Genomic DNA, 13,593 nt, shown 5'->3' on the forward strand with positions numbered 1-13,593 from the left:
AATTATTATCAACACTAAAATGAACTGATACATTAATATGAAATAGCGGCAATATTCCTGAAAAAGAATAAATCAGCTGAATTCCTTTCGAACCATATCAAGACCATGGCGAATGATTTCCTGTGATTTAATTTTGGATGTGCAAATCAATTCACAGAGCGCAAAATCTTCTTCTACAACTTCGTAAATTCCCAGCTTTTCCATTAAATCTATATCTTCAATCAGGATAGATTTTAATAATTGTACCGGGTAAATATCCATGGGAAAAACTTTTTCATATTGTCCTGTCATCACAAAAGGGCGTTCTTCGCCGTGCAGATTTGTATTTAAATTGTGTTTTTTATTTGGTGATAACCAGGAAAAGAAAGTGCGTGAAACACTAAATTTATTAAAACCGGGCGCAAGCCAGCCCATAAATTCATAATCGTTTCCTTCTAAAATAACAGAAATTTGTGTATCATAAAAACCTAAAAAACCATCAGCCGGAATTTGGCTTCCTGATAAAACAGAACCACTAATAATTCTGTTATCACCTTTTTTGAGCACGGCATCAGCAAGGATATTTTTTATTGTAGTTCCTACTATTGTTTTGTAATATTGTGTTTTTTCAAGTTGTGTACCGGTGACTGCAATTGTTCTTACGGCATCAAAAATCCCTTTGCTAAACAATTTGCCAATAATTACCACATCCTGCGGATTGATATGCCATACCACTTCACCCTTATTAATGGGATCAATATGGTGAATTTGAACACCAACATTTCCTGCGGGATGCGGACCTGAAATGGTATTAATTTGTACATTTTGAGCCTGAGAAAAAACAGCAGGGGGTGAACTATCCGCTTTAAGATTCAAATGTATTTTGCCTGTTGTTAATTTTTTTAATGCATCTAATCCTGTCTGAAAATCAGTTTCTTTTTCGGAGAATATAAAATCATAATCAGGAGCCAGCGGATTGGTATCAAAACCTGAAATAAAAATAGCTTTAGGACGGTCTTTTGGATTAGCAATAGTTCCGTAAGGACGCTGACGTATAAATGGCCATATACCATTTTTTAAAAGTTTTTCTGTAATCTCTTTTTCAGAAAGCAGATTTGGATCCGACGGTGTACAGGAACGGTATTTTATATCTTTGTCAGCGAGAATTCTGATTTCTAAAATTACTCGTTTATCCCCGCGTATAATTTCAATAACTTCACCACTTACCGGGGAGCAAAATAAGACACTTTCATCATTTTTATCATAAAATAAAGGAGTTCCTGCTTCTACATTAGCTCCCGCCTTAACTAATAACTTTGGTGTAATACCTACGAAATCTTTTGGTTTAATTGCAAATATACCGGCAACCGGAAGTTCAGTAATGGTTCTGACCGCTTCACCGACTAATTTGAGATTTAGCCCCTTTTTAATTTTTACATATTCACTCATACATTGGGTAGTTTTTAGTGGATATTATTTTAGATTTTTATGATAACTGATGTATTCTTATAGATAATGAATTTTAGTTTTTGTAAGTGTAAAGTACTAATTTAATGAAATTATGTAGAAAATACAATAATAAAAATGACTATATAACAAATATTTAAAATGGAATTCTTTAAAATCAAAATGAATCCACTAACTTAGTACAGTATTTTTTTATTCTAACTTTTAAAAATGAAACCCCGAATCACCACACTTACTGAGAAAAAGCTTATGGGTTATAGACAAAGCATGAATTATGCATCTTACAATCCGGTTTCTTTATGGCAGCGTTTTATGCCTTTAAAAAAAGAAATTAAAAATACTGTAACTGCGGATTTATATTCGCTTCAGCAATTTCCGGTAGGTTTTTGGCAAAAGTTTAGTCCCGATGCTGAGTTTGAAAAATGGGTCGCAGTCGAAGTCACTGATTTTGATATTATTCCTGAAAACATGGAAACCTTAATAATTCCCGGAGGCTGGTATGCTGTTTTTGATTACCGAGGTGATGGAAGTGATGCTTCCTCTTTTTTTGAATCTATCTTTAGCAATTGGATTCCTGACTCAGCGTATGTAGTGGATGATAGACCTCATTTTGAAATTTTAGGTTCTAAATACAAAAAAGGAGATCCAAATTCAGAAGAAGAAGTTTGGATTCCAATTCGCTTAAAAAACCTTTAAGTTTTATGGTACACGGATGAAACAGATTTTAGCAGATTGGAACAGACTTTTTATACTTTAAAAATTCCCTTTATTTGTTGTTAAATTAATTTGTTTTCTCATTATAATGCTGAATTTAGCATAAAATAATCTTTGTAATGAATGAAAAACAATGTTTAAAAGAGCTAGCACAACTCTTTTTGAAGTTGGGGATTATAGGTTTTGGTGGTCCTGCAGCTCATATTGCGATGATGCAAAATGAAGTGGTTGTAAAAAGAAAATGGCTTGATGAACAGCATTTTCTCGATTTATTAGGGTCGACCCACTTGATTCCGGGGCCTAACAGTACAGAAATGGCAATTCATATTGGGCATGAAAGAGCAGGTGTGAAGGGTTTAATTATTTCGGGACTTTGCTTTATTCTGCCTGCTGTTTTTCTCACAGCCGTAATTGCATGGCTTTATAAAGAATATGGGCAGTTACCGGAAATTCAGCCTTTCTTATATGGAATCAAACCAGCTATTATTGCCATCATTCTGGGTGCTATTTTTCCTTTGGCTAAAAAATCATTTAAAACTATTCAACTCGGCGTTATTGGTGCTTTAGTTTTGGTACTTTCACTTTTGCATTATAATGAAATTGTCCTGCTTTTTGGAGCAGGTTTTTTAGCTTTGTTTTGGTTTTCTATCAAGAATAAAAATGCGGTTCAAAGTAATGCTAGTCTCTTAATTTACCCGTTTATTGATCAAGGCTCTTTTATAACAGCCAGTAATTTGAATTTATTTTTGATTTTTCTAAAAATAGGGGCTATTCTTTATGGAAGTGGTTATGTTTTATTTGCTTTTCTGGATGCTGAATTAGTGAGCAAAGGTTTACTGACTCGAACACAGCTGATTGATGCGATAGCTGTAGGGCAGTTTACTCCGGGACCTGTTTTTTCCTCAGTAACATTTGTAGGCTATCAGATTAATGGATTTTCAGGTGCATTAGTCTCTACGCTGGCTATATTTTTACCCTCTTTTGTATTTGTAGCCTTACTGAATCCATTGGTTAAAAAATTACGGAATTCTAAATCCTTTTCGGTGTTTTTGGATGCTGTAAATGTCTCTTCTGTAGCAATTATTATATCCATCTGTGTTCAAATGGGGATAGCAACTATTATTGATTGGCGTAGTATTCTAATTGCACTTTTAAGTATTTTTATCGTTTTTAATTATAAAAATATCAATAGTGCTTTCGTTGTTATTGGAGGTGCTTTTGTTGGTTATTTACTCACTTTTATATAAAAACAAAAAATCCATTAAGCACGAAACTTAATGGATTTTTTTTGAATATATAACCTAATTTAATTCCGGGTAAAAGAATTAAGCTTATTGCCATCCACCGCCTAAGGCTTTGTATAATTGGATAATGGCTTTATATTGTTGAAATTTATTATCAACTAAATTTAATTTTGCATTTAATGCATCATTTTTAGAGGTTAATACCTCCAGATAGTTCGCTAATCCGTAAGTAAGTAATTCATCTGAAAAAGCTGCAGCTTTTGTTAACGATTCCACTTGTTTTTCTCTCACAGTTATTTTATAAGTTTCGTTTTTATATTGTGCCAGAGCATCTGAAACTTCTTTACCGGCAGTTAAAAGAGACTGTTCAAATTGTAAATATGCTTTTTCCTGATTGGCTTTTGCAATTTCGTATTTAGTTTTGATTTGTCTCTGATTGAATATAGGCTGGGTTATACCCGTTACAATATTTGCAAAAACCGAATTGGCACTCAGCCATTTTTTTATATCAATACTTTGTAAACCTCCGGTTGCAGTTACTTTCAGCGAAGGATAAAAATTGCTTTTGGCAACATTAGTCATTTCAAAATTACTAATCAGATTGTATTCTGCAGCAATTATATCAGGTCTGTTTCTAAGCAAACTTGCTGGTACTCCTAAAGTAATAGCAGGTTCCAGTTTTTGAGATTCAAAACTACTGCGTTCTATTTTAGCCGGAGCTTCAGCTAAAAGTATACTTAAGGTGTTTTCTAATAAAATGCTGTTGTTTTTTAAATCGGCAATAATTAATTCGGTAGCATATTTTTGAGCTTCAGTTTGTTTTACACCAACTTCAGTAACATTTCCTGATTTTTTCAAAGCATTGATGGTTTCAACACTTTTATTTCTGTTGATTAAGGTTTCTTCGGCTACTTTAATTTGTTCGTCTACCGCTAATAACTGATAATAAGTAGTGGCAATACTTGCAATTAATTGCGTTTTTATCGCCTGATTAGCTGCATTAGTTTGTAAATATGCCGCTTGTGTACCTCGTTTATTACTTCTTATTTTTCCCCAAATATCGGCTTCCCAGCTTAATGTTCCGGTCAATTGATACTGATTCACTGTAGTATTATTAACAATAGCACCAAATTGGCTGTTCTTTGATAATTCCTGATGGGTCCAGTCGGTACCGGCGGATAGTGTAGGGAAGTATCCGGCTTTTCCTTGTAACATGGTTGCTTGTGCAGCAGCTAAATTTTGCATAGCAATACGTATATCATAATTGTTTTCTAAACCTTTTTTGATATAGTTTTGCAAAATTGGATCAGTAAAAATCTTATCCCAGGATGCATTTGCTAATGAAACAGAGTCTGTTGAAGCAACTTCTGTGCGGTATAAATCTTCTGTTTTCAGGTCTGGACGTTTATAATCTTTCGCAACAAAACAGGATTGTAATAAAGTTGCCGACAGGACTAATAAAGTGATTTTATATATTTTATTTTTCATTTTTTTATTCTAAAGATTCAACATCTGATTCGGCAATTGGTGCTGGAAGTGGTTTTGTCGACACTTTTTCCTGTAAATGTTGGAAAACAATAAACAAGATAGGAATTACAAATACTCCTAAGACTGTTCCAATTAACATTCCTCCAATAGCTCCTGTACCAATGGCTTTGTTACCTACAGCACCGGCACCTCTGGCTAACATTAAAGGTAGTAATCCTAAAATAAAGGCAAACGAAGTCATTAATATAGGACGTAAACGCGCCACTGCTCCTTGAATAGCAGCCTGAGTAACGCTATGACCTCTTCTTCGGGCATCAGCTGAAAACTCAACTATCAAAATGGCATTTTTGGCTAATAAACCAATAAGCATAATTAAGGTAATTTGAAGGTAAATATTATTACTTACATTAAAGAAGTAAGCAAAAATAAATGCTCCTGCTAAACCAACTGGTAACGATAACAAAACGGCAAAAGGCAAAATGTAACTTTCGTATTGGGCTGACAATAAGAAATACACAAATACTAAACACAATAAGAAAATAAACAAGGTTTGTCCACCAGCACTAATTTCTTCACGTGTCATCCCCGAAAATTCATATCCATATCCAAGAGGTAATTTTTGACTGGCCACTTCTTCAACCGCTTTAATTGCATCTCCTGAACTAAATCCTTCGTTTGGAGCACCTGTAATCTTAACCGATGTGAACAAGTTGAAACGGTCGATAGCCTGAGGACCGAATACTTTTTCCAGTTTTACAAATTGTGAAATAGGAGCCATTTGTCCGGCATTATTTCGAACTAATACATTATTTAAAGATTCCGGATCACTTCTAAATGATGGTTCCGATTGATACATTACACGGTATTGTTTTCCGAATTTGTTAAAATTTGAAGCATAAACTCCACCAAAGTATCCTTGCATTGTTCCTAATATATCCGTAACAGTCAATCCTGATTTTTTGATGTTAGCTACATTAAGATCAATTCGGTATTGAGGGTAATTTGGTGAAAAAGAAGTAGCAGCATATTTGATTTCCGGACGGCTGTTTAAAGCCGCTAAAAAGTCATTGTTTACAGAGCTTAATTCTTGAATAGTTCCCCCTTTTTGATCTTGCAATTGCATCTCAAAACCATTAGAATAACCAAAACCTGATAATGTAGGACGTGCAAAGAACAATATTTTGGCGTCTTTAACAGTAGTTGCACGTTTAAATAACTCCTGGACAACAGCATTTATTTCCTGATTGGCTTCTTTACGTTCAGCCCATGGTTTTAATTTCAAAATTACCATACCATAGTTACTACCAGAACCACTAATTATACTTCTACCAGAAATACGAAGTATTTCTTTAATTTCTGGCATGTCTTTTATTTTGTTCTCTACTTCTAATAAAACCTCTTCTGTTTTTTTCAACGAAGTTCCTGGTGCTAATTGAATATCTGAAAAGATAGATCCGGTATCTTCACTCGGCACAAACGCTTTTGGAGTAGTGTTTAATAACAAAGTGAATACACCTGCAAAAATGGCAATTCCTAAGAAAGCCAACCATTTGCGTTTCACTAAAAATTCAACCGATTTTTTGTATTTATTAGTTGTTGTTTCAAATCCAGCATTAAATGCAGTGTAAAAACGTTCTAAAAATCCTTTTTCCTTGTTAGGGTCATGCTCTTTCAAGAAAATTGCACATAAGGCAGGTGATAGGGTAAGGGCGTTAATTGCAGAAAGTACAATAGAAATAGCCAGTGTTAATCCAAATTGTTTATAGAAAACCCCTGCTGATCCACTAATAAATGAAACCGGAATAAATACCGCCGACATAACCAATGTAATGGAAATAATAGCACCACTAATATCTCCCATGGCACTATGTGCTGCTTTTTTAGGATCGTGTTCTCCGGCTTCCATTTTGGCATGCACGGCCTCTACCACCACAATGGCATCATCCACAACAATACCCACGGCTAAGACTAAAGCAAATAAGGTTAATAAGTTGATGGTAAATCCAAATAAACTCAGGAAAAAGAAGGTTCCTAAAATAGCAACTGGAACCGAAATAGCCGGAATAAGTGTTGATCTCCAATCCTGTAAAAAGATAAAAACAACAATAAATACCAGTATAAAAGCCTCTATTAAGGTATGAATAACTTTAGTAATAGATTCGTCAAGGAAATCATTAGCATTAATTAATGAGGTATATTTTACTCCTTTAGGGAAATTTACCTTTGCTTTTTCTAATTCTTTTAAGGAATTTTCAATTACTTCTTGTGCATTAGAACCTGCAGTTTGCGCTATAGCGATACCTACCGATTGATTTCCATTGGTAAGCGTACTACTGGCATAATTTACAGCTCCTAATTCTATTCGGGCAACGTCTTTTAGTTTAAGGACTTCACCATTTGGAGTAGAACGGACAATGATATCTTCAAACTCTTTTGTACTTTGTAAACGGCCTTTATATTTTAAAACATATTGAAAAGACTGGTCGGCACTTTCACCCAATTGACCTGGTGCTGCTTCAATATTTTGTTCTGCTAACAAAGTAGTAATATCTGAAGGGACTAAGCCATAAGCTCCCATGATATCTGGTTTCAACCAAATACGCATAGAATAGTCTCTTTGACCAAATATAGTTGCATCACCTACACCTGCAACCCTTTTTATTTTAGGTAAAATGTTGATATTGGCATAGTTTTGAAGAAAAGTCATATCATAATCAGGATTTTCACTGTATAAAGAGAAAATCAATATATTATCACTCTGTCTTTTTGAGGTGGTAACCCCAGCTTTGGTAACTTCTTGCGGCAATAAAGGTGTGGCACGCGATACACGGTTTTGAACGTTTACCGCAGCCATATCAGGATTTGTACCTAATTTAAAATAAATATTAATCGAAGCAGAACCATCATTATTGGATGTAGAAGTCATATAAGTCATGTCTTCCACACCATTAATTTGTTCTTCCAGAGGAATAACAACTGAATTCATTACTACTTCGGCACTAGCTCCTTGATAATTTGCTGATACCGATACGGTAGGCGGTGCTATTTCGGGATATTGTGAAACGGGAAGCGAAATTAACCCCAATACTCCCAGTATCACGATGATGATAGAAATCACCGTTGACAATACGGGTCTGTCAATAAATTTTGAAAACATACTCTATTATTTATTCGGGTTAATTAATTGCTTTTTTTTCAGGAGTAATTATAGTTGCATAATCTACTAATTCAGGTTTGATTACAGTTCCTTCAGAAACGATTCCAATTCCTTCAATAAGAATTTTATCATTTGCATTTAATCCTTTGTCTACTACGAAAAATTTTCCGCCAGGTACAGCACGTACTTCAACCGGGATGGCTTTTACTTTGTTTTCTTTATCTGCAATAAGAACAATACGTTTGTCCTGCATTTCTAAAGTTGCATTTTGCGGGATTAAAATAACATCTTTTAAATGTGTTGGAATTTGAACTGTTCCTGTTCCTCCGGAGCGCAACAACTTGTTTGTATTAAGAAAACGTGCTCTTACATTAAACGAACCTGTTTGTGTATTGGCTTGACCACTAAAAGTTTCAATTCTTCCTTTTTGTTCGTATTCCATTCCGTTACTCAATATCAAGTTTACTTGAGGCATTTTAGCAATTTTATCCTGGAATGTTTTTCCCTCTGCATGCATCATGATGTCTAATTGTTGCTTTTCATTCACTGAAAAATAAGCATACACCGTACTAATATCAGAAATACGGGTTAATGGTTCAGTAGTCTGGCTACTAACATAACTTCCTAATCTTAAAGGTAAAGTGCCTACAATTCCGTTTACAGGACTTTTGATAGAGGCATAATTTATTTTTTCCAGGATGCTTTGGTACGTACTTTTAGCGCTTGCTAAATTTGCTTTAGCTGTTTCTAACTGTACATCACTTATGATATTTCTTTCTACTAAAGGTTTTAAACGATTTACTTCTACCTGGGCAGCATCTACTTTTGCTTTAGCAGCACGGGCTTCCTGATTGGCAGTTTGTGTTTCTAATTTAAAAAGCAATTGTCCTTTTTTTACTTCCTGTCCCTCCTGAACGTATATTTTTTCAATATAACCATCCACCTTAGCACGGATATCAATATCAGTAACTCCTTCTAATGTGGCAGGATATTCAGCTAATAAAGAAGTATTAGATTTTGCTACAGCAACAACTTTGTAAGGCATTACAGGAGGAGCTGCTTGTTCTTCTTTTTTTCCGCAAGCAGAAAAAATAAGCAAAACGGTTATAAGTGATAATGAAATTTTTCCCATTTTTTAAGATTTAATTTAATGATTATTGACTATTATTTTTATTAATTATTTCTATTTTTTTGAATTCAGCTATCGTTTTTTTTAGTGATTTTTCAACCTCATACAGGTTTTTTTTGTAGGATTTGATGTTTTCCAGATTAGTTCTCTCTTCCAAACATGAAGCTGTTTTTTCGCGATAGTTGAGTATCTTGTCTGTTAAATAACATTCAGATTCTAATATTTTTAAATAATTGGATAAACGACTACTTAACGGTGCTGACTTAAAGTATTTTTTTCTATCACAAGGAATGGTGAAATAATATATTTTTTCCATTTTGAGTAATAAATTCAAATTAGTTGAAATAGAACTTTTACTTGCTCCGAGTTTTTCTACAATACTTTCAAAAGTTACACCTGATTTGCATCCTTCCACAATTAACAGACCTATAATTCTTCCTGCCAACGGAGGAATATGGTATAGCGATTCAAAGTGAATACCGAACATCTCAATGAGTTCTTCTTTTTCTTTTTGTATATCGTCCATGGTAATTTTTTTTGCAAAGATACGTTTAGTTCGTAATTTACCGAACCAACTGAACCTTAATTTTTTGTTAATAATTTTGGATGTTTTTAAGTATAATTTAAAGTTGCTAAAAAAGTTTTGTTGCAATAAAGCCTAAAGAATTAACATTGAATTTACTTATATTTGCTCTCAAAATTAAAATAGTGACTCAAATCAATAAGCTTAAAATATTTAATGATCCTATTTATGGGTTTATAAGCATTCCTAATGCTTTAATATATGATTTAATCCAACATCCTTATTTCCAACGATTGAGACGGATTTCTCAAATGGGATTGTCATATTTAGTCTATCCGGGAGCAAACCACACCCGTTTTCATCACGCTTTAGGCTGTATGCATTTAATGCAAAAAGCCGTAGATGTCCTTAGATCTAAAGGAGTTTCTGTTTCAGAAGAAGAAGAAAATGCACTTTATATCGCTATTTTATTGCACGACATCGGTCATGGGCCTTTTTCACATGCAATGGAAAAAAGTATCGTTGAAGATGTACATCACGAAGAAATTTCACTACTGTTTATGCGTCAGCTGAATATTGAATTTAAAGGACAGTTGAGCTTAGCGATTAAAATATTCGAAGGAGATTATCACAGGAAATTTATGCTGCAATTGATTTCAAGTCAATTAGATATGGACCGTATGGATTATCTGAAACGCGATAGTTTTTATTCGGGTGTAGCCGAAGGAAATGTGAATTCGGAACGCTTGATTCAGATGATGAATGTGCAGGATGATTTTCTGGTTATTGAAGAAAAAGGAATTTACTCCGTTGAAAAGTTTTTAATGTCGCGACGGTTAATGTATTGGCAGGCTTACCTGCACAAAACTAGTCTGGTAGGCGAACTTATTCTTACTAAGATTCTTAAACGCGCTAAGGAACTTACTTTAAAAGGCGTTCTTTTACCTTGTAGCGAACCTTTACAGTTTTTTATGCAAAACAAAGTAGGACTGGAATTATTCGATACCGAAACTTTAGACTTGTTTTCCCAACTGGATGATTTTGATATTATTAGTGCTTTAAAAGCCTGGCAAAAAAACGATGATTTTATTTTGTCTTCTTTGAGCAAAATGATTATCAACAGAGATTTATTAAAAATAAAATTAACCAGTGACAAAATAGCCATTGAGGATTTAAATCCGCTTAAAGAGCGTTTTGCATTAGAGAACAACATAAGTATAGCGGATACTAATTATTTTATTTTTAAAGGGAAGATTAAAAATCAGGCTTATGACAAAGAAGCTGAACCCATACGTATTTTAAAAAAAGACCGTACTGTGGAAGATGTAATAGAATCCTCCGATCAGTTGAATTTAAAGTCTTTATCAAAATCGGTGACTAAATATTACATTTGTTTCCCAAAACAACTAATATAAATCCACATTTAAAATCTATTTTTTTATATTTTTGTCGGAATGAAATTTACAGCAGAACAAATAGCGGGCGTTTTAGAGGGCGAAGTTGTTGGGAATCCCCAGGCTGAAGTACATGAGCTGTCTAAAATTGAGGAAGGAAAAGTTGGTTCTTTAACTTTTTTATCTAACCCCAAATACAACAATTATATTTACACTACCGAGGCGACAATAACCATTGTTAACAGAAATTTTATACCTGAGTCAGATTTAAAAACCACTTTAATTAAGGTTGATGATGCCTATATGGCTTTTTCTAAATTATTAGAATTTTATGATCAGGCAAGAAAAGACAGCAAACAAGGAATTGAAGCGCATACCGTAATTTCAGAAAACGCTAGATATGGTAAAAACTTTTATTTAGGCAGTTTTAGTTATTTAGGAACGAATGTAATAATAGGTGACAATGTAAAAATTTATCCTAATTGTTTTATAGGAGATAATGTTGCTATTCGTGATAATGTCACTATTTTTGCAGGCGCGAAGATTTATTCAGAAACGGTAATTGGTAATAATTGCACCATTCATGCAGGGACAGTTATAGGTTCGGATGGTTTTGGTTTTGCGCCCAATCCGGATGGTAGTTATACAAAAATTCCTCAAATTGGAAATGTTATAATTGAAGATAATGTTGAAGTTGGCTCCTGTACTACCATTGACAGAGCCACATTAGGATCAACAATTATCAGAAAAGGAGTAAAGCTAGACAATCAGATTCAGATTGCGCACAATGTTGAAATAGGAGAAAATACAGTGATTGCTGCACAAACAGGAATTGCAGGTTCTACTAAAATAGGTAAAAACGGAATGATTGGCGGTCAGGTAGGAATATCAGGGCATTTGACAATTGGAAATAATGTTCGGATTCAGGCTCAGTCAGGTGTCGCCAGGAATATAAAAGATGATGAAGTTTTGCAGGGAAGCCCTACATTTGGCTACAATGATTTTAGTAAATCGTATGTTCATTTTAAAAACTTACCTAAGATTATTGCAGAGATTGACGAATTAAAAAAACAAATATTAAACCAAAAAAATGCAAACAATGGTTAAACAGAAAACCATCCAAACAGAGATTTCATTAACGGGAGTGGGCTTACATACTGGTAAAGAAGTTAAAATGACTTTCAAACCTGCTCCGGTAAATAATGGTTTTACTTTTGTCAGGGTAGATCTTGAAGGACATCCTATTATTGAAGCCGATGCTAATTATGTTGTTAATACACAACGCGGAACTAATTTAGAGAAATTAGGAGTTAAAATCCAGACACCTGAGCACGTTCTGGCAGCTTTAGTGGGCTGTGATTTAGATAATGTTATTATCGAATTAAATGCTTCTGAACTTCCTATTATGGATGGTTCTTCAAAATATTTTGTTGAAGCTTTAGAAAAAGCAGGTGTTGAAGAACAAACTGCAAACCGTAATGTTTATGTAGTAAAAGAGGTTATTTCTTTTACTGATGAAGCCAGCGGAAGTGAAATTCTCGTAATGCCTAGCGACCATTATACTGTAACCACAATGGTTGATTTTGGTACTAAAATTTTAGGTACACAAAATGCAACTCTTAAAAATATTGGCGATTTTAAAACCGAAATTGCTTCTTCAAGAACATTTAGTTTTTTACATGAGTTAGAATCTCTTTTGGACAATGGCTTGATTAAAGGAGGCGATTTAAATAATGCTATTGTATATGTAGATAAAGAAATATCTGCTGCTACAATGGAGAATTTAAAAATAGCTTTTGGTAAAGAAACCATTAATGTGAAACCTAATGGAATTCTTGATAATTTAACTTTGCATTACCCAAATGAGGCTGCAAGACACAAATTATTAGATGTAATTGGTGATTTGGCTTTAATTGGAACAAAAATTCAGGGAAAAATTATAGCTAATAAACCAGGTCATTTTGTGAACACACAGTTTGCTAAAAAAATGGCAAAAATGATTAAAATCGAGCAACGTAACTACGTTCCTGTATATGATTTAAATCAGGAGCCATTAATGGATATCCATAAAATCATGGCTATGCTGCCACACAGACCACCATTTTTATTGATTGACAGAATTATCGAAATGTCGGATAGTCATGTAGTGGGAATGAAAAATGTCACAATGAATGAGAATTTCTTTGTAGGGCATTTCCCTGATGCACCGGTAATGCCAGGAGTTCTAATTGTAGAAGCTATGGCTCAAACAGGAGGAATTCTTGTTTTAAGTACTGTTCCGGATCCTGAAAATTATTTGACGTATTTCATGAAAATTGATAACGTTAAGTTCAAACACAAAGTATTGCCCGGAGATACATTAATATTTAAATGTGATTTAATCACTCCTATCAGAAGAGGAATTTGTCACATGCAGGCTAACGCTTACGCAAATGGAAAATTAGTTGCTGAAGCTGAACTGATGGCTCAGATTGCAAAAAAACAACAATAAACACAAT

The 13,593-nt window shown here is 34.0% G+C and carries 10 protein-coding genes; 5 read left to right on the forward strand and 5 right to left on the reverse strand.

Annotated elements, in window-relative coordinates:
* Nucleotides 1-72: 72 nt before the first annotated feature.
* Nucleotides 73-1,428: a Na(+)-translocating NADH-quinone reductase subunit A gene (locus tag ABS764_RS01800; RefSeq protein ID WP_408079359.1), complete on the reverse strand. Its 1,356-nt coding sequence runs from the start codon at nt 1,426-1,428 to the stop codon at nt 73-75.
* 228 nt (nt 1,429-1,656) lie between these two features.
* On the opposite strand from ABS764_RS01800, the gene ABS764_RS01805 reads away from it, so the two are divergent.
* Both ABS764_RS01805 and chrA read left to right on the forward strand, forming a co-directional pair.
* Entirely contained in the window at nt 1,657-2,142 is a 486-nt protein-coding gene (locus ABS764_RS01805; protein ID WP_408079361.1) for a GyrI-like domain-containing protein, read from the forward strand.
* Between the two features lie 137 nt (nt 2,143-2,279).
* Nucleotides 2,280-3,407 (forward strand): chromate efflux transporter, encoded by a 1,128-nt coding sequence (gene chrA, locus ABS764_RS01810; RefSeq protein WP_408079363.1) that lies wholly within the window; start codon nt 2,280-2,282, stop codon nt 3,405-3,407.
* An 84-nt stretch (nt 3,408-3,491) separates the two neighbouring features.
* Here the strand turns inward: chrA and ABS764_RS01815 are convergent, their stop codons facing one another.
* The 4 genes from ABS764_RS01815 to ABS764_RS01830 are packed head-to-tail and all read right to left on the reverse strand — an operon-like array spanning nt 3,492 to nt 9,704.
* On the reverse strand, nt 3,492-4,892 hold the full coding sequence (locus tag ABS764_RS01815) for an efflux transporter outer membrane subunit (protein ID WP_408079365.1): 1,401 nt from the start codon (nt 4,890-4,892) through the stop codon (nt 3,492-3,494).
* 4 nt (nt 4,893-4,896) lie between these two features.
* A complete protein-coding gene (locus tag ABS764_RS01820; protein WP_408079367.1) occupies nt 4,897-8,049 on the reverse strand; it encodes an efflux RND transporter permease subunit in 3,153 nt (1,050 codons plus the stop codon).
* Nucleotides 8,050-8,068: 19 nt separating this feature from the next.
* Nucleotides 8,069-9,181: an efflux RND transporter periplasmic adaptor subunit gene (locus ABS764_RS01825; protein WP_408079369.1), complete on the reverse strand. Its 1,113-nt coding sequence runs from the start codon at nt 9,179-9,181 to the stop codon at nt 8,069-8,071.
* 22 nt (nt 9,182-9,203) lie between these two features.
* Nucleotides 9,204-9,704: a GbsR/MarR family transcriptional regulator gene (locus ABS764_RS01830; RefSeq protein ID WP_408079371.1), complete on the reverse strand. Its 501-nt coding sequence runs from the start codon at nt 9,702-9,704 to the stop codon at nt 9,204-9,206.
* Nucleotides 9,705-9,886: 182 nt separating this feature from the next.
* Here ABS764_RS01830 and ABS764_RS01835 point away from each other — a divergent pair, with 182 nt between their 5' ends.
* From ABS764_RS01835 to ABS764_RS01845, 3 genes are read left to right on the forward strand one after another with little or no spacing between them, the layout of a single operon-like run.
* Entirely contained in the window at nt 9,887-11,116 is a 1,230-nt protein-coding gene (locus tag ABS764_RS01835) for an HD domain-containing protein (RefSeq protein WP_408079752.1), read from the forward strand.
* A gap of 39 nt (nt 11,117-11,155) precedes the next feature.
* Complete coding sequence (lpxD, locus tag ABS764_RS01840; RefSeq protein ID WP_408079373.1) at nt 11,156-12,202, forward strand: UDP-3-O-(3-hydroxymyristoyl)glucosamine N-acyltransferase; 1,047 nt, start codon at nt 11,156-11,158, stop codon at nt 12,200-12,202.
* Nucleotides 12,195-13,586, forward strand: a complete 1,392-nt coding sequence (locus ABS764_RS01845; protein ID WP_408079375.1) for a bifunctional UDP-3-O-[3-hydroxymyristoyl] N-acetylglucosamine deacetylase/3-hydroxyacyl-ACP dehydratase — start codon at nt 12,195-12,197, stop codon at nt 13,584-13,586. Before lpxD ends, ABS764_RS01845 begins: the two co-directional genes overlap by 8 nt.
* Nucleotides 13,587-13,593 lie beyond the last annotated feature (7 nt).

This window comes from Flavobacterium plantiphilum (assembly GCF_046000495.1).
GTDB classification, from domain to species: Bacteria; Bacteroidota; Bacteroidia; order Flavobacteriales; family Flavobacteriaceae; genus Flavobacterium; species Flavobacterium plantiphilum.